The 16,627-nt window shown below is 62.7% G+C and carries 15 protein-coding genes; 8 read left to right on the top strand and 7 right to left on the bottom strand.

What is annotated here, in order from left to right:
• Positions 1-53: 53 nt before the first annotated feature.
• From K0S66_RS10555 to K0S66_RS10545, 3 genes are all read left to right on the top strand, one after another.
• The gene (locus tag K0S66_RS10555; protein ID WP_301075340.1) at positions 54-1,181 is read left to right on the top strand and encodes an acyl-CoA dehydrogenase family protein; all 1,128 of its coding nucleotides are present in this window, start codon (positions 54-56) and stop codon (positions 1,179-1,181) included.
• A 126-nt stretch (positions 1,182-1,307) separates the two neighbouring features.
• Positions 1,308-2,219, top strand: coding sequence for an acyl-CoA thioesterase II (locus K0S66_RS10550; RefSeq protein WP_301075339.1), 912 nt, complete (start codon positions 1,308-1,310; stop codon positions 2,217-2,219).
• Positions 2,220-2,328: 109 nt separating this feature from the next.
• A complete protein-coding gene (locus tag K0S66_RS10545) occupies positions 2,329-4,179 on the top strand; it encodes a DUF885 family protein (protein ID WP_301075338.1) in 1,851 nt (616 codons plus the stop codon).
• A 243-nt stretch (positions 4,180-4,422) separates the two neighbouring features.
• Here the strand turns inward: K0S66_RS10545 and K0S66_RS10540 are convergent, their stop codons facing one another.
• From K0S66_RS10540 to K0S66_RS10520, 5 genes are all read right to left on the bottom strand, one after another.
• On the bottom strand, positions 4,423-5,217 hold the full coding sequence (locus tag K0S66_RS10540; RefSeq protein ID WP_301075337.1) for a glucose 1-dehydrogenase: 795 nt from the start codon (positions 5,215-5,217) through the stop codon (positions 4,423-4,425).
• A gap of 48 nt (positions 5,218-5,265) precedes the next feature.
• The gene (locus tag K0S66_RS10535) at positions 5,266-6,045 is read right to left on the bottom strand and encodes an SDR family oxidoreductase (RefSeq protein WP_301075336.1); all 780 of its coding nucleotides are present in this window, start codon (positions 6,043-6,045) and stop codon (positions 5,266-5,268) included.
• A 30-nt stretch (positions 6,046-6,075) separates the two neighbouring features.
• Positions 6,076-7,146 (bottom strand): phosphotransferase family protein, encoded by a 1,071-nt coding sequence (locus tag K0S66_RS10530; protein WP_301075335.1) that lies wholly within the window; start codon positions 7,144-7,146, stop codon positions 6,076-6,078.
• Complete coding sequence (locus K0S66_RS10525) at positions 7,143-8,231, bottom strand: Zn-dependent alcohol dehydrogenase (RefSeq protein ID WP_301075334.1); 1,089 nt, start codon at positions 8,229-8,231, stop codon at positions 7,143-7,145. Before K0S66_RS10525 ends, K0S66_RS10530 begins: the two co-directional genes overlap by 4 nt.
• A gap of 103 nt (positions 8,232-8,334) precedes the next feature.
• Entirely contained in the window at positions 8,335-9,654 is a 1,320-nt protein-coding gene (locus tag K0S66_RS10520) for an acyl-CoA dehydrogenase family protein (protein ID WP_301075333.1), read from the bottom strand.
• A gap of 155 nt (positions 9,655-9,809) precedes the next feature.
• Between K0S66_RS10520 and K0S66_RS10515 the strand changes: the two genes are divergently transcribed.
• Complete coding sequence (locus tag K0S66_RS10515) at positions 9,810-11,060, top strand: TetR/AcrR family transcriptional regulator (protein WP_301075331.1); 1,251 nt, start codon at positions 9,810-9,812, stop codon at positions 11,058-11,060.
• A gap of 49 nt (positions 11,061-11,109) precedes the next feature.
• Positions 11,110-12,423 carry a methylenetetrahydrofolate--tRNA-(uracil(54)-C(5))-methyltransferase (FADH(2)-oxidizing) TrmFO gene (gene trmFO / locus K0S66_RS10510; protein ID WP_301075330.1) on the top strand — a complete coding sequence of 438 codons (1,314 nt, stop codon included), beginning with the start codon at positions 11,110-11,112 and terminating at the stop codon, positions 12,421-12,423.
• A 10-nt stretch (positions 12,424-12,433) separates the two neighbouring features.
• Here trmFO and K0S66_RS10505 read toward each other — a convergent pair whose 3' ends face one another.
• Positions 12,434-12,865, bottom strand: coding sequence for an EF-hand domain-containing protein (locus tag K0S66_RS10505; RefSeq protein ID WP_301075329.1), 432 nt, complete (start codon positions 12,863-12,865; stop codon positions 12,434-12,436).
• Positions 12,866-12,960: 95 nt separating this feature from the next.
• Complete coding sequence (locus tag K0S66_RS10500; RefSeq protein ID WP_301075328.1) at positions 12,961-13,623, bottom strand: hypothetical protein; 663 nt, start codon at positions 13,621-13,623, stop codon at positions 12,961-12,963.
• Positions 13,624-13,700: 77 nt separating this feature from the next.
• Here K0S66_RS10500 and K0S66_RS10495 point away from each other — a divergent pair, with 77 nt between their 5' ends.
• Genes K0S66_RS10495 through K0S66_RS10485 form a run of 3 tightly spaced genes read left to right on the top strand, consistent with a single transcriptional unit; the run spans position 13,701 to position 16,626 of the window.
• A complete protein-coding gene (locus tag K0S66_RS10495; protein ID WP_301075327.1) occupies positions 13,701-15,401 on the top strand; it encodes a TadE/TadG family type IV pilus assembly protein in 1,701 nt (566 codons plus the stop codon).
• Positions 15,398-15,970: a TadE/TadG family type IV pilus assembly protein gene (locus K0S66_RS10490; RefSeq protein ID WP_301075326.1), complete on the top strand. Its 573-nt coding sequence runs from the start codon at positions 15,398-15,400 to the stop codon at positions 15,968-15,970. The genes K0S66_RS10495 and K0S66_RS10490 overlap by 4 nt, the downstream gene beginning before the upstream one ends.
• On the top strand, positions 15,970-16,626 hold the full coding sequence (locus tag K0S66_RS10485) for a pilus assembly protein (protein ID WP_301075325.1): 657 nt from the start codon (positions 15,970-15,972) through the stop codon (positions 16,624-16,626). Before K0S66_RS10490 ends, K0S66_RS10485 begins: the two co-directional genes overlap by 1 nt.
• Position 16,627: the final 1 nt, after the last annotated feature.

Below are 16,627 nucleotides of genomic sequence, written 5' to 3'. Positions count from 1 at the left end.
CCCTTCCCGCCCCTCCGGCGCCGATCCGCGCCGGAGCGTATAAGGGATCAACGATGCCTCTTTTCCTGAACGAAGATCAGACGATGCTGCGCGACACCGCGCGCGACTTCGTGGGCGATTCAGCCCCCGTCAGCCACATGCGCAAGCTGCGCGACGACAATGACCAGACCGGTTTCTCGCGCGATCTGTGGAAGCAGTTCGCGGACATGGGCTTCACCGGCATCCTCATCGACGAGGCACAGGGCGGCCTTGGCCTCGGACATGTCGAGGCGGGCGTAGTGCTGGAGGAGATCGGCCGCAACCTGTCGCCGTCGCCATTCCTGCAGACCGCGGTCGCCGCGGTCGAGGCAATGAAGGGCACGCCGCACGCGGAGCGCTGGTTCCCTGGCATCCTGGCCGGTGAAACTGTTGCTGCGCTGGCGATCGACGAGGGTGCGAAGTTCCGCTCTGCCGTTGGCATGAAAGCGGAACGTGCCGGCAACGGCTTCAAGCTTACCGGCGCCAAGCAGTTCGTTCACCACGGCCATGTCGCCGATGTCGTGATCGTCGCCGCGCGCACCGCCGGCTCAGCCGAGGATCAGGACGGTGTCACGCTGTTCGCCGTGCCGAAGAACGCTGCCGGGATGACTGCCACCGCCGAGCGTCTGACCGATGCCAGCCTCGCCGCCCGCATCGAGTTCGACGGCGTCGAGGTTGATGCTGATGCGGTGATCGGTGAGGTCGATGCCGGCCGCACGCCGCTCGATCGCCTGCTGCGCGCTGGCCGTGCGGGTGCCGCTGCCGAAATGCTGGGCGTCGGCGCTGGCGCGATGGACATGACGGTGAACTATCTGAAGGAGCGCAAGCAGTTCGGCGTGCTGATCGGCAGCTTCCAGGCGCTGCAGCACCGTGCGTCACATCTCTACAGCGAGATGGAAGTGGCGCGCGCGGCCGTGCTGAAGGCGCAGCAGCTGCTCGACGCTGGCGATGAGAAGGCGGACGCGGCTGTCTCGGTCGCCAAGGCGATGACCGGCTTCGCCACGATGCTCAGCGTGCAGGAAGGCATCCAGATGCACGGCGGCATCGGCATGACCGATGAGTATGACATCGGCTTCTACATGAAGCGCCAGCGCGTCCTTGCCGAGCTGTTCGGAGACGCAAACTTCCACGCCGATCGGCTCGCGCGCGCAGCCGGCTATTGACGCTTTTCCCCTCCCTCCCGCAGGAGGGAGGGGAGCAAGATCGGGGCAGGTCGAAACAGGTGCGCCGGGCATGTTCCGGCGCCGGGTTTCCTGTTCCCGTCGCAGCGGGCACAGGGAATGGACTAGATGAGCGACACCTCAAACGACACGCGCACTCCCCCTACACCCGAAGCCTTGGCTGCTGACCTCGTCGACCTGCTCGACGTCGAGGAAATCGATACCGATCTCTACCGCGGGCGCCGCTCCAAGGGCGGCGTCGGACGCGTCTTTGGTGGCCAGGTGATCGCCCAGGCGCTTCAGGCAGCCCAGCGCTCGACCGAGGCGCCCAAGATCGCCCACTCGCTCCACGCCTATTTCATGCGCCCGGGCGATGAAAACTTCCCGATCATCTACCGCGTCGTGCGCGATTTCGAAGGGCGCAGCTTCTCCACCCGCCGCGTGATCGCCATGCAGCGCGGCGCACCGATCCTGAACCTCGCCTGCTCGCTTCAGGTGCCGGAGGAAGGCTTCCACCATCAGGATCGCATGCCCGACGTGCCGCCGCCGGAATCGCTGCCGACGGAGGCCGAACTGCGTCAGAAGGACGCGGTCAACCTGCCCGAAAAGCAGCGGCGCATGGTCACTCGCCCACGCCCGATCGAGATCCGCCCGGTCTATCCGCGCAAATGGTTCAATCCCACCCCGACCGATCCAATCCAGCACAGCTGGTTCCGGGCGGTTGCGCCGGTCGGCGACGATCCCTCGATGCACCGCGCGATCCTCTCCTACGCGTCCGACATGGCGCTACTCGGCACCTGCATGCTGCCGCACGGCGTGAACTGGACGACACCTGGCTTCCAGAGCGCGAGCCTCGATCACTCGATCTGGCTTCATGAGGATTTCCGCGCCGACGAATGGCTGCTGTACGCCACCGACAGTCCCTGGACCGGACACGCGCGTGGCATGAACCGCGGCCAGATCTTCACCCAGGATGGTCGTCTGGTTGCCAGCGTGGCGCAGGAAGGTTTGATCCGCCAGCGCACCCCACGCGCGGAATAACGCCGCGCGCCTCCGGAGCGCGGCATGTTTTCGCGCCGCCCGGCTTTCCTCGCGTTTTCGCTCTCGCCGACCTGACAACCCGCCTCGCCCTCCTGCTTCTGGTGTCCGCATGACGATCGACCGCCGCGACTTCCTCACCGGCACCGCCGCGCTTGCCGCCAGCAGTGCGCTGGTGCCCCCGGCGACCGCCCAGACGGCGGCTGCCGGCAGCAGTGCAGACGCTGCCGCGCTCGCCGTGCTGGATCAGCAGGCCGAGGCGCTCCTCACCGCCTATCCCGACGGTGCGGCCTATCTCGGCCTCGACAGTGGCAAGCGCCTGGCGCTGAAGGGCAAGCTGACCGACCGCAGCGCCGCTGCGGAGGCAGCCCGCCGGTGCGACGCCGCGCAGCGCCTCGCCCGCTTGCGCAAGATCGATCGGGCCGCTCTGTCGCCAACGGTCGCCACTCACGTCGAAACGGTGATCGCAGCGCATGAGATCGCGCTCGACGGCTGGCAGCGGATGCCGGTCGGCGACATGGCGTTCCTGTCGAACAACAATTACCGCTCCACCCCTTATGTAGTGACGCAGGGCAATGGTGCGTTCGTCGACACGCCCGATCTGCTCGAGAACAAGCATCAGATCGCGGCCCGCGCCGATGCTGAGGCCTATCTTGCACGGCTGGAGGCCTATGCCGCTCAGTTGGAGGCCGAAACTGGCCGGATACAGGCCGATGCTCGCCAAAACGTCCTCCTCCCCGCCCCCTTCAACGACATCACGGTCGCTCAATTGCGCACCGGCGCCGCGCAGCCCGCGGCCGAGCAGGGCGTCATCCGCAGCTTCGCCGAAAAGACGGCGAAGGCGGGCCTTACCGGGGACTGGACGGCCCGCGCGACTGCGATTGTCGACCGCCGCATTTCCCCCGCCCTAGCCAAACAGGCCGACGCCCTCGCCGCCCTGCGCACGCGCGCTCCTGAGGAGGGCGGGATGTGGCGAATGCCGGACGCAGCGGATCGCTACGCCTGGCTCGCCGAGGCCGCCACCACGACGAAGCGAACGCCCGACGAAATCCACGAATCCGGCCTGGAGCAATGCCGGGCCTATGCGGCAGAACTCGATCCGCTGCTCCGCGCGCAGGGCCTCACCCAAGGCACCGCGGGTGAGCGCCTCGCCGCGCTCGGCAAGCGGCCTGAGCTGCTTTTTCCTAATAATGACCAGGGCCGCGCAGAGCTGCTCGCCTACCTCAACACCGTCGTCGCGAAGCTTCGCCCCAGCCTGCCCAAGGCCTTTGGCAAGCTGGTGCGCGGTAATCTCGTGATCAAGCGGGTCCCCCCGGCGATCCAGAACGGCGCACCCAACGGCTATGCTGGCCCGGGCGCACTCGATGGTTCGACGCCAGGCATCTACTATATCAACCTGCGCGACACGGCGAACTGGCCCCGCTTCGAACTCGCGACGCTCACCTTCCACGAAGGTATCCCGGGGCACATTTGGCAGGGTGAATATACCTTTGATCTGCCGCTGATCCGCACACTGCTCGGCTTCAACGCCTATTCCGAAGGCTGGGGGCTATATGCGGAGCAGATCGGCGCTGAACTTGGCTATTATGAAGGCGATCCGCTGGGGCGCATTGGGTATCTTCAATCGATGAACTTCCGCGCAGCGCGCCTCGTCGTCGACACCGGACTTCATCACAAAAAATGGTCCGTTGATCAGGCTGTCCGCTGGTTGATGGCCGCCACCGGCTATACCGAAAGCCGCGCCCGGTCAGAGATCAACCGCTATTGCGTGTGGCCGGGACAGGCGCTGGGCTACAAGACCGGCCACAATGAAATCAATCGCTTGCGGGATGTCGCCAAGCAAAAGCTTGGCGCCGGCTTTGACGTGCGTGGGTTCAACGACGCGGTGGTCCAGGCCGGCGGGATGCCGCTCGGGGTGCTCGGACAGGTAGTCGACCGGTGGTCCGACGCGGTGCCAGCTTAAGTGTCAGGGACTGCGTCAGCGCGCGTGGGACTGGCGTTCTTCGCCGGCCGGAAACACGCGCGCGTTGCCCCGATCTACAAGCCAAAACCAACGTTCGGTCCGCGCCGTCCGCAAAGGTCAGGAACAAGTGTTTCTCATCGCGCCGATCGTCCGGGGACATCTACACGCTGCCACCCCTAACGATGGAAGAACGCGCGGGCACCACCGGGTTTGCCTCGGCAAATCTCGGTGGAGTCGGTACCGTCAGGCGCTGGTGCGCCCGTATTCTTGCTTAGTCACCGGATGGCTGGAGGACAAACCACCGTCGACCGCCAGCGCCTGTCCATTGACATAGCTGGCGTCCGACGAGGCCAGGAACAACGCCACCTTCGCCAATTCGTCCGGTTGCGCGCCGCGTCGTAGCGGATTGAGCCTGCCGACGCGGTCAATCTTTCCAGCATCGCGCGCGTAATCGAATACCGACTGCGTCATGCCCGTCTCGGTCAGCCCCGGACAGATCGCATTGACCCGCACGTTCGAGCCCGACAATTGCTGCGCCGACACCTGCGCGAGGTTAATGACACCCGCCTTTGACGCAGAATAGGCTGGTGATCCAGCGCCTGAGCGGATTCCGGCGACACTCGCCGTCAGGATGATCGCCCCACCTCCCCGTTCGGCAATGCGCGGGGCACCATGCTTGATGGCGAGGAACGGCCCGATCAGGTTCACCCGCAGCACTTCGGCAAACAGGCTGACATCTGTGTTGAAGATGTTCGCCATCCCGCCGGATATTCCGGCATTGGCGAACATTACATCCAGTCCGCCGAAGCTGTCGCACGCCAGCGCGATCGTGCGCAGGACGTCCTCCTCATTGCCGGCATCCATTTCGATCGCATGCGCGGTACCACCTGCATCCCGGATGGCAGCGGCCGTAGCCTCGGCACCAACCTTGTCCGCGACCACAACCTGCCCACCCTCTGCGGCGAACAGCGTAGCCGCTGCCCGGCCGATACCGGATCCTGCTCCAGTGACGATGACCGACTTGCCCGTGAACCTCACTTCAACCTCCGCTCAAACCCGTGCGCTACGCACCTTCGGGTGACATCCTCAGATCGTCACGCCGCCGTCGATCACCATCGTCTGGCCGGTCATGAAACCGCTGGCCTTCGACGCCAGGTAAACCACCGCTCCGGCGATCTCCTCAGGCTCTCCGATGCGGCGCAGCGGGGTAGTACGGTTTCGCTCCGCGACCGCGGCCTCGTCTTCCCACAATGCCTTGGCGAAGTCGGTCTTGATCAGGCCCGGCGCGATGCAGTTCACCCGGATGCCGTGCTGGCCATACTCATGCGCCAGATTCCGCGCGAGTTGCATGTCGGCCGCCTTGGAGATGCAATAAGCGCCGATCACGGTCGATCCGCGCAGGCCGCCGATCGACGACACGATCACGATCGATCCCGCGTCCTCGCCCTTTGCGCCGCGCTCCTTCATCTCGGGCGCGACCATGGTGATCAGCCAGTGGTTCGACAGGATATTGTTGTCCAAGATCTTGCGGAACTGCTCGTCGGCAATCCCTTCCTGTGGCCCGTAATAGGGGTTGGATGCTGCGTTGCAGACAAGGCAGTCGATCTTGCCGAATGCTCGACGGCTTTCATCGACCAGGTTCTGCAGCGCCGCCTTGTCGGAAATGTTGGCCGCCACCGCGATGGCCGTACCGTCGCCGAAGCGCGCGTTGATTTCGTCGGCAACGGCCTGCGATGCATCCTGCTTGCGGCTGGAAATCACCACCTTCGCGCCCTGCTCCGCACACGCGATAGCACTGGCCTTGCCAATGCCGCGCGACGAACCGGTGATCACGACGACCTTCCCGGTCAGATCGAATAAGCTCATCCGTCTCTCTTCTCTATTCTATGTGGCGGCCTACGCGCCGGCTTTCACCGCAAAGTCCCAAGCGGCATCTGCCAGCATCGGAACGCGCGCACTGGTCGCCTCGGCATTCGCGCTTGAGGCGGTGCCGATCAGGAAGCGCTTGCGAATTCCCTGAACGATCGAGGCAAGGCGGAACAGGTTGAAAGCGAGCAGCCAGTTCAGATCAGGAACCGAGTCTCGCCCGGTCCTTTCGCAGTAGCGCGCGACGACCTCTTCCAGCGTCGGAATACCCGTCTCGCGACCAGTGAGCCCCATGACGCCAGAACGACCCTCCGGCTGGGTCACCCAGCTGATGAGAAAGTAGCTGAGGTCCGCCAGCGGATCACCCGTCGTGCAAAGCTCCCAGTCCAATACGGCCGCAACCCGCGGCTCCAGACCAGGCGCAAACTTCATGTTGTCGCACCGGTAATCGCCGTGAACGATCGACGTGCGTGTCTGCTCGGGAATGGTTCGCGGCAGCCATTCGATCAACCGTTCCATCGCCGGCATATGCTCGGTTTCGGCACCGCGATATTGCTTCGTCCAGCGGCTCACCTGCCGTTCAAAGTAATTTCCCGGCCGGCCGAAATCTTCGAGGTTCGTCGCCTTCAGATCCACATTATGCAGATCCGCCAAGGTGTCGATCATCGCGTGATAGTGCGCGCGCCGGGTCTCGGCATCCATCCCCGGAAACGATCCGTCCCAGATCGTTCGCCCCTCAACCATCTCCATCACGTAGAAGGCCGAACCGATCACGCCATCGTCTTCGCACAGGCCATATTGACGCGGCACCGGAAAGCCGGTGGGATGCAGCGCCGCCATAACGCGATACTCGCGATCGACCTGATGCGCCGATGGCAGCAGATCGCCCATTGGCTTGCGCCGCAGGACGTAATTGCGTGCCGGCGTCATCAGCTTGTACGTGGGGTTGGACTGGCCCCCGGCGAACTTGGCATAGCTGAGCGGCCCTTCGAACTCGGCCACATGCGCCTTCATCCAGGCCGACAGTCGGCCGGTATCGAGCTGATCGCGCTCGCTGATCTCCGCCTGGAGCCCGGTATCTTCCGCCACTGCCGTGCTCATTGATCGAATACAATCACGCTGCGGGTCGCATCGCCCTTGCGCAGTTCGTCAAAGGCATCGTTGATGCGGGCCAGCGGCAGCCGCTCGGCGATGATCGTATCCAGATCCAACAGCCCCCGCATGTAGAAGTCGACGAGCCTGGGAATATCCACCGGGAAGCGATTGGATCCCATGATGCCACCCTGCAATCGTTTGCCGGACAGCAACTCCATTGCCGACAGCCCGACCTTCGAATCCAGCGGCATCATGCCCAGGATCGTGGCGGTCCCGCCGCGACGAAGAACGTCGATGGTGGTCTGTGCGGACTGCGGCCGACCAACCGCCTCAATCGCATGATGAACGCCGCCCTTGGTCAGTTCCACCACTTCACCGACGACGCCGTCCGCCATCGGATCATACGTGTGGGTCGCGCCCAACTTCTCGGCAACCGCACGCTTTTCCGGCACCGGATCCAGCGCGATGATCTTGCCCGCCCCGGCGATCTTCGCGGCGTTGACCGCAGCCAGCCCGATGCCACCACAACCGACGATGCAAACCGTCTCGCCCGGCGTGACGTCCGTGGTGTTGAAGACCGCTCCGGCGCCGGTGGTTACCGCGCAACCGATCAAGGCGGCCCGATCGAGCGGCATTTCCGGATCGATCGCGACACAGGCATGCTCGTGAACCAGCATCTGCTCGGCATAGGCCGACAAATTCAGCATCTGGTTGACGTTTCCGCCGTTTGCGAGCTTCAACCGCGGCTCGGCCGTCGGAGAGCGCCGCGTTTCCGCGCTGACGCACAGGAACATGCGGCCCGTGATGCAGAACTCGCAATGCCCGCAGAACGCGCTGAGGCAGGTCACCACGGCATCGCCAACCTTGACGGTGCGCACCTCGTCACCAACCGCTTCCACGATGCCAGCAGCCTCGTGGCCCGGAATTGCGGGCAGCGGGTGAGGATAGGCACCGTCGACGAAGTGAAGGTCGGAACGGCACACGCCGCAGGCGACCGTCCGGATCAGAACCTCATGCGGGCCGGGCTTCGACACGACCACGTCCTCGATCCGAAGCGGGGCCTTGGTTTCAAATAGAACAGCGGCTTTCACGGTTATTCCCTCCACTCGGTCCAAGCCGGCATCGCACGATCACCGCGACAAGGCGGCGACGGCGACGCGACTGGAACAGATCAATCCTCAACCCGGAATGCGATCAGCGCGAGACGCCAATGTCTCCGCTGGAGATTTCGGCACCACGCGGTCCACCGCGATCGTTCGAGGCAACCTCGGCCTTCCAGTCGGCATATTTGCCGAACTCGTTGCGCGCGATCGTGCGAGCATGCACCTCGTCAGGACCGTCAGCGAGGCGCAACGTGCGCTGCGACGCCCATGCGTGGGCGAGACCGTAGTCCTCTGCCACGCCGCCGCCGCCATGCGCCTGGACCGCATCGTCCAGTACGCGCAGCGCCATGTTCGGAGCGAACACCTTGATCATGGCGATTTCCTGCAACGCAGCCTTGTTGCCTGCCTTGTCCATCGTCTGCGCTGCCTTCAGACACAGAAGGCGGGTCATTTCGATCTCGATGCGGGCCTGCGCGACACGCTGCTCCCATACCGAATGATCGGAAATCCGCTTTCCGAACGCGACGCGGCTCAGCAGACGCTTCGCCATTTTCTCCAGCGCGACTTCGGCGACGCCGATCGTGCGCATGCAGTGATGAATACGGCCCGGCCCGAGGCGACCCTGCGCGATTTCGAACCCGCGCCCTTCGCCCAGCAGCACGTTTTCGACCGGCACGCGAACGTCTGTGAAGCTGACCTCCCCGTGGCCGTGCGGCGCATGGTCGTATCCGTACACGGACAGCATCCGCTCGATCTTGATACCCGGCGTATCCATCGGCACGAGGATCTGGCTTTGCTGCTGGTGCCGCGATCCTTCGAAGCTGGTCTTGCCCATCAGGATGCCGATCTTGCAGCGCGGATCGCCCACGCCAGAGGACCACCATTTGCGACCATTGATGACGTAATGGTCGCCATCACGCTCAATGCGCGTCTCGATGTTGGTAGCGTCCGATGAGGCGACTGCCGGCTCGGTCATGAAGAAAACGGAACGTATTTCGCCTTTCATCAGTGGACGAAGCCACTTTTCCTTCTGCTCAAGCGTGCCGTAGCGATGCAGCACCTCCATGTTGCCCGTGTCGGGCGCGGAGCAATTGAACACCTCGCTCGCCCAGCCGATCTTGCCCATCTCCTCGGCACACAGCGCGTATTCGAGGTTGGTAAGCTGGGTGCCCTCGAACTCGAAGGTGTCGTCGACATGCTGCTGGCCGGAGTGCGGCGGCATGAAGAAATTCCAGAGTCCGGCTGCCTTGGCCTTCTCCTTTACCTCTTCGATGACCGGGATCACCTTCCACCGATCGCCGCTATGGGACTGCTGATTATATTCTTCCTGGCGCGGGGCAATTTCCGCGTCGATGAATACCTTCACGCGGTCCCGGAAGTAGGTCTCGCGCTCGCTCAAGGTGAAGTCCATCGCATCCCTCCGCTTCGCTGTTTGATGTGGCTGTAGAGCGTACCGCATGTTCGGTAAAGCACCTGATTTAGTGCCTCCGCGGCGGCGAGGAGAGTTGCGTCAGCCTGATCATAAAAGGGACTATTTCTTCGAAAAATCGCTGCTACGATCACCGGATGCAAGCTCAGGTGGAACCGAGCGGCGACGGGGAGGAGATCGGCACGCGGCGCTTTCGGGCGAAGCGCGAAGCCATTCTTGCCGCCGCAGCCGACGCAATCAACGAACAGAGCGCAAAGGGCATGACCTTTGCGGACGTCGCGCGACGCGTGGGGCTGAACACCACCAGCGTCACCTACTATTTCAAGCGAAAGGAAGATCTCGCCGCCGCAGCGTTCGAGCATACGCTTGATTACCTGCTGGTGATGCTGGACGCCGCGATGGAGGCACCGACCCCGGAGGCGCGGGTAGAACGCTACCTCGCGCTGAACATGGCGCGCCTGTCGCGTGTCCAGCGTGGCGAGGAACGCCAGATTGCTGGCCTGTCCGATCTGAGGGCGATGGAGGATCCGGTGCGCAGCCGCCTTCTCGGCGGGTGGCGCGAAGTATTTCGGCGTGCGCGTGGCCTGTGGGGGCCAGCGGAAACAAGAGCGCAGACGGACCTCAACGGCGCGAGAGCGCATGTTCTGATGGAAAACACCTTTTGGCTACCCGTCTGGCTGCCGCGTTATGACATGGACCAACTCGGGCGCGTTGAAGCACGCGTCATGGATGTCTTTCGGCACGGACTTGCCGGCCCGAGCGCACACTGGGCGCCGCGCCCAGTCGCCTTACCGCAGGACCCGGCGGAGGGGCGCGAGGCGTTCCTGCTAGCGGCCACCCGGCTTATCAATGAACTGGGCTATCGCGGCGCCTCGGTTCAGCGAATTGCGGGCGAACTGAACGTCACCAAGGGCAGCTTCTACCACCACCTTGATGCCAAGGATGATTTGGTGATCGCCTGCTACAAGCGGAGCTTCGATACCATATCGGCAACCCAGCGGCTGGCTGACGAGCAGGGCGGCACGCAGTGGGACAGGCTGTCTTCGATGTTCGCGACACTGCTTGGGGTCCAGTTCTCCCAGCTTGGCCCGCTGCTGCGGACCACGGCGCTCAGCGGCCTGCCCGGCACGGTCCGTCAGGCGATGGTGGAGCGGTCCAACCGGATCGCGCGGCGGTTCGCCGGCACCATCTCCGACGGGATTGCAGAAGGAACGATCCGCCCGGTCGATCCACTCGTCGCCAGCCAGCTCGTCATGGCGTTCCTCAATGCGGCGTTTGACATGCGCAAATGGGCCTGGTCGATGCCGAGCGAGCGCGCGATTGCCCTATACGCTTCCACGCTCGCGTTCGGGATGTTCGACGATCGCGTGGTGGAGAGTGAAGGCTGAGGCGCTCCTCCGCATTCCAATTACGCCACGGACCGCCTAATCGGCCGTCATGACTTACGATATCCACGTTATCGGTGGCGGGCTCGCAGGATCCGAGGCGGCTTGGCAATTGGCGGAAGCAGGGTTGTCGGTCCGCCTGTCCGAAATGCGCGGCAGCGGCGACAATACCCCTGCCCATCATACGGACCACCTTGCCGAACTGGTGTGCTCGAACAGCTTCCGGTCGGATGATGCGACCAGCAATGCCGTCGGGCTGATCCACGAGGAGATGCGCACTCTGGGTTCGGTGATCCTCGCCGAGGGAGATCGTCATCGTGTCCCCGCCGGGTCGGCGTTGGCAGTGGATCGCGACGGCTTTTCCGCAGGCGTGACTGCCCGGTTGGTAGCGCACCCGAATATTGACGTGGTTCGCGAGCGGGTCGATGCCTTGCCCCAAGGACCTACGATCATCGCGACTGGCCCCCTTACCGCCGCGGGCCTGTCGAGCTCGATTGCAGAAGAAACGGGCAAGGACGCGCTCGCCTTTTTCGACGCGATCGCGCCCATTGTTCACCGTGACAGCATCGATATGGACGTGGCCTGGTTCCAATCCCGTTGGAATAAGGGGGACGGGACAGACTATATCAACTGCCCGCTCGACCGTGAGCAATATGAAACCTTCGTTGCCGGCCTCGTCGCGGGGGAGAAGACCGAATATCGCGAGTGGGAGAACGTGCCCTATTTCGAAGGCTGCATGCCGATCGAAGTCATGGCGGAGCGCGGCCCGCAGACGTTGCGCTTCGGCCCCATGAAGGGCGTCGGCCTAGATGACCCGAGAACCGGGCGGTGGCCCTATGCCTGCGTTCAGCTGAGGCAGGATAATGCCGCGGGCACATTGTGGAACATCGTCGGCTTCCAGACCAAGCTGAAGCACGCAGAACAGGTGCGTTTGTTTCGAACGATTCCCGGCCTGGAACGTGCCGAGTTTGCTCGACTTGGCGGCCTCCACCGCAATACCTTCCTTCGCTCGCCGGAACTGCTGGATCCCGAGCTTCGCCTGAAGTCGCGGCCGAATGTCCGCTTTGCCGGGCAGATCACGGGGTGTGAAGGCTATGTAGAAAGTGCCGCAATTGGCCTGTTGGCCGGGCGCTTCGCCGCGGCCGAGCTCGTGGGCAAGAAGATACTGCCGCCCCCGCCGGAGACCGCGCTCGGTGCTTTGCTGGGTCACATCACCGGTGCGGCGGTCGCGGAAACCTACCAGCCGATGAACGTCAACTTCGGGCTGTTCCCACCGATTGAGGGGCGGACCAAAAAGGCCGATCGCAAGCGAATGTACACCGATCGCGCCCGGGCCGCCCTTGCTACGTGGCTTGCAGCGGCGTGATCATCGCCGCTTAATTGTCATCGTCGGCGGTCTTGGGGGAAGGACAAGAGCAGCGTGGCTTCGCCTTCCGCTTGACCGCCGTCGTGGAAAACTCCGCGCGGTCGAGGACACCTGACTTGTCCTTGTCCGCGGCAGTGAACTTCGCGACGGTCTTGGCGCTCCACTCGTCAAAGGATAGCCGTCCGTCGCCGTTGCTATCGAGCTTCCCAAAGGCCTTCTGACGGGACGCCAGATACTCTTCCTTGTATATCCCGCCGTCGCGGTTCTTGTCATATCGATCAAACCGCTTCTCCTCCCGCGTTCGATCGCTGGCCTCGGGTACAGCTGCTTCGGCATCTTCCGGCACGCCCAATGACGATGCGGGAGCGCTTTGTGGCATCCCAGGTAGCACAGGCTCGGTTGTTGCGCGGCTGGAGAACAACATCCATCCCGCCGCGATCATCAGTAGCGCCGCAACGCCACCCGCCAGATATCGCCACATCGCCCCGCGCTCCCCCGTTAACCATGATGCTAACGAAAGAGGTGACGACTTCAAGCCTAACGGCCGGTCAGCCGATGCCAGGCTAGGCGCCCGACGCGCACCGGCGACCCTGCCGTTCGTTGTTTCCGCAGGTCAGCTGCGGCGACATGAACCATGGCGCCCAGAAACCGCCCGGCTGGGCTCCAGCGTTGCGCCGCCGCCTGCTTGAGCAACGGGATGGCAAGCGACGTGGCGCGTCGCGCAAGGTCAGGGTCAGCGGTCGTCTGCGCCAGATCGGCTAGCGACCACCCGGAACCGGCTGAGCCAACGTCATCAGGTGCCCCCGCCAGTCGCGCGGCCTCAACAAAAATCACGCCCCGCTCGTTCGCGAAGTGCAGAAGATCGGCCTCGTCCATCGGCCGCAGCAACCGTTCCCAGCCATCCTCCGCGATCGCCAGCGTCACGCCGTTCGCTCGCGCGGCCGACAATGCCTGCAGGATCGGCTGCGAAGGGGTAGGCTCGTTGGCCAGCGCGCAGAGCGCCTCCCGCCACCACGTGAGACGTAGCTGAGCGACCATCGAATCGCGCGTACCAAGCGTGAGGCGGGCGAGAGTTTGGTCCAGTGCGAATACGGCCAGCAATCCCTGACGGGCATCGGCATGCGCATACGCGAGCGCAAGCGCGCGCTCCGGATGTCCGGCGGCGGGATCGATGCCAAAGAACTGTGTCTCGTTAACCATATCGTTTGAGGCTGGCTTAGCGGCTCCCGGCCCAAAGCGATGCCTGGAGAAGTTTGTTTTAGCAGGATCAGACGCAGGTGAAAGGTACGGGTTTCGTGACGCTGCTGGGGCAACTGCGCCGGGACGTGCGCGGAAACACGCTGGCTATCATGGCGGCAGCGATGATCCCCCTGATCGGCATGGTTGGTTCGGGCGTGGACATGACGCGCGCCTATATGGCGCAGAACCGTTTTCAACAGGCGTGCGACGCGGGGGCCCTGGCCGGTCGCCGGCTGCTCAGCGGAACGACGGTCTCGCCAGACGTCGTGAGAGAGGTGACGAAGTACTATCAGTTCAACTTCCCAAAGGGGCAGTTCGAAGCGGCGAACTATAACCTGAACATCTCCATTCCGGCTCTCGGCACGCTTAAGGTGCAGAGCGAGACCACCATCCCGACGACGATCATGAAGATGTTTGGCTTTGCCACACTCCCGATCACCGCGTCCTGCTCTGCAACTCAGGATTTCGTCGGCACGGACATCGTGCTTGTCGTTGACATGTCCGGATCGATGAACTGCGCACCGGGTTCCGGAGGCAATTGCGGCGAAGTTGAAGCATCGAACAGCAAGATGGTAGCGCTCCGCTCCGCTGCGACATCCCTGTACGACACGCTGAAGGACGCGCAGGATCAGCTGCACAACAACAACTTGCGACTACGCTATGGCTTCGTTCCTTACAATGCGACGGTAAACGTTGGCAAGCAGGTGTACGCCAAGAATCCGGATTACATTCGCACCGGATTATATCTCTACAACACGCGTGTACCGAAGCAAGTACCTCGCACCGACTATATCGGCAAGTCATCGTGTGACGGCATCGGCGGATCCTACAACCCGATCATTGGCAATATCATCGGCGCCTGCAGCTACACGACTGCGTCCACGACAGACTGGACTTACGGCAAGTATACGCAAGATATTTCTGCTTATGTGACCGGCGCCTCTGTCCGCACGCCGACAAGCTTCAATGTCACTGACCGGTCGACTTGGGCTGGTTGCATTGAAGAACGCAGGACGAACAATAGCGAGATCAACGGCGGGTCTTCGACGATTGCGCCCCAGGACGCGCGGGATCTCGACATCAATCGCATACCGGATTCGGACGATAGTCGCTGGGCACCCTGGTGGCCGGAAGTGTCGGTTGCGCCGAATGGAGCCCTGTACAACGCCCCCCGCTACTGCGCGAGCCAGGCCTCGCGGCTCCGGGAATATTATAATGATCGCAACAGCTTCGTTAGCTATCTGAATTCCCTAAAGCCGGCCGGGAACACCTATCATGACATCGGGATGATATGGGGTGCTCGCTTCATATCCCCGGATGGCATCTTCCGATCGAACACCCCCGAGACAAATGATCCCAATGATCCCGATAATCCTCGTAAACTGCGGGGATTCAATATTCGTAAGTACATTATCTTTATGACCGACGGTGATCTTCAACCATCGCTCGAGAGTTACTCGAGCTATGGAGTGGAGAGCCAGGATCGTCGCGTCATTGGAGCAGCAAACGGCAACACCCAGTCGGCGCGACACCTCCAACGTTTTCGCATGGCCTGCAACGCTGCAAAGAGCCAGAATGTAGAGGTTTGGGTGATAGCATTTTCCACTACGCTGACCGACGCCATGAAGAAATGCGCTTCTGATGATAGCAAGGCGGCAGGCATTTCAACGACGCCCGAACTGATCGCCAAATTCCAGGAAATCGGCTCAAAGATCGGATCGCTGAGGCTTAGCCAGTGATACATCGTTTTCAGCAGGATCGGCGCGGCGCCACGGTCGTGGAATTTGCGATCATCATCCCTGTTCTGTGCACGCTTCTCGCAGGCGGCCTCGAACTCGCGTACCGTGCTTATTTCACCGCGATTATCCAAGGCGCCCTGCTTGAGGCGTCGAGGCGGGCAACGGTGGGCGACCGGTCGGAGAGCCAGATCGATCAGATCGTCAAGGATCGCGTCGCCATGTTGTCCAATCCTGCCTACGTGAAGGATATCAAGAAGGAACGGTTCTTCAACTTCTCCAATGTTGGGAAGCCAGAGAAGATCACGTCCGACATTGATCCCATCGGCGTCTACAACAAGGGTGACTGCTACGAGGACGCAAACAATAACGGCGTGTACGATACAAACTTCGACACGGGCCTTGGTACCGCCGACGACATCGTGCGCTATACGGTGACCGTCGAATACCCAAATATCATGCCGGTGAACGCGATGGTCGGGTTGGGCGCGAAGCAGACGATTACCTCCAGCACGGTGCTACGTAACCAGCCGTTCACCTCTCGTGCCCAACCGACAGTCAGGTGCGACTGATGCGCGTATTCCCGCTACTGCTACGACTGAAGCGCGATCAGCGCGGCTTGGCGCTCATCGAATTCGCCCTTACGCTGCCGATTGTCCTTGTTCTGCTGCTGTACGGGCTCGAAACGGCGAACCTTGGTCTCTCGATCCTGCGTGTTCATCAGATCGCCGCCACGTCGGCCGACAATGCGGCACGTGTCCGGGACTCGATTAACGAGGCCGATGTGTCCGAAGTGCTGATGGGCGGCAAGATCGTTGGTGAAAGGATGGACTTCGGCACCCGCGGTCGCATCGTTTTGAGTGACGTCCTGCCCAACGGCAACACCAGCGGATCAGGCTCATCCCTGATCGTTTATCAGAAGATACAGTGGCAGCGGTGTACGGGCGCGCTCAACAACACCGAGTCTCAGCCGCAATATGGACGCGAAGGCAAAGGTGTGAGCGATAACAGCCTCCCCTCCATGGGAGCGAGCGACCGCCAGATTGCGGCCACGCCAGGCTCTGCCATGATCTTTGCAGAGGTGACGTACCTGTACAAACCTCTGGTTTCATCGACGATCCTTGGAACGCCGATATTGCGCTCCGAAGCGTCATTCACCGTGCGTGAGCGGAACTCGGAAACGCTCACAGGCACCAAGGCAAATCTGTGCACCGTCTACAGCGCCTAGA

Origin of the sequence: Sphingomonas sp., assembly GCF_029239295.1 — a bacterium.
GTDB lineage: Bacteria > Pseudomonadota > Alphaproteobacteria > Sphingomonadales > Sphingomonadaceae > Sphingomonas.
Note: the sequence above shows the minus strand (reverse complement) of the source record. Positions and strands in the feature narration are given on the sequence as shown.

Coding starts and splice junctions, on each gene's coding strand:
- K0S66_RS10555 (WP_301075340.1), top strand. CDS start 54: ATGCCTCTTTTCCTGAACGAAGATCAGACGATGCTGCGCGACACCGCG.
- K0S66_RS10550 (WP_301075339.1), top strand. CDS start 1,308: ATGAGCGACACCTCAAACGACACGCGCACTCCCCCTACACCCGAAGCC.
- K0S66_RS10545 (WP_301075338.1), top strand. CDS start 2,329: ATGACGATCGACCGCCGCGACTTCCTCACCGGCACCGCCGCGCTTGCC.
- K0S66_RS10535 (WP_301075336.1), bottom strand. CDS start 6,045: ATGAGCTTATTCGATCTGACCGGGAAGGTCGTCGTGATCACCGGTTCG.
- K0S66_RS10530 (WP_301075335.1), bottom strand. CDS start 7,146: ATGAGCACGGCAGTGGCGGAAGATACCGGGCTCCAGGCGGAGATCAGC.
- K0S66_RS10520 (WP_301075333.1), bottom strand. CDS start 9,654: ATGGACTTCACCTTGAGCGAGCGCGAGACCTACTTCCGGGACCGCGTG.
- K0S66_RS10515 (WP_301075331.1), top strand. CDS start 9,810: ATGCAAGCTCAGGTGGAACCGAGCGGCGACGGGGAGGAGATCGGCACG.
- trmFO (WP_301075330.1), top strand. CDS start 11,110: ATGACTTACGATATCCACGTTATCGGTGGCGGGCTCGCAGGATCCGAG.
- K0S66_RS10505 (WP_301075329.1), bottom strand. CDS start 12,865: ATGATCGCGGCGGGATGGATGTTGTTCTCCAGCCGCGCAACAACCGAG.
- K0S66_RS10500 (WP_301075328.1), bottom strand. CDS start 13,623: ATGGTTAACGAGACACAGTTCTTTGGCATCGATCCCGCCGCCGGACAT.
- K0S66_RS10485 (WP_301075325.1), top strand. CDS start 15,970: ATGCGCGTATTCCCGCTACTGCTACGACTGAAGCGCGATCAGCGCGGC.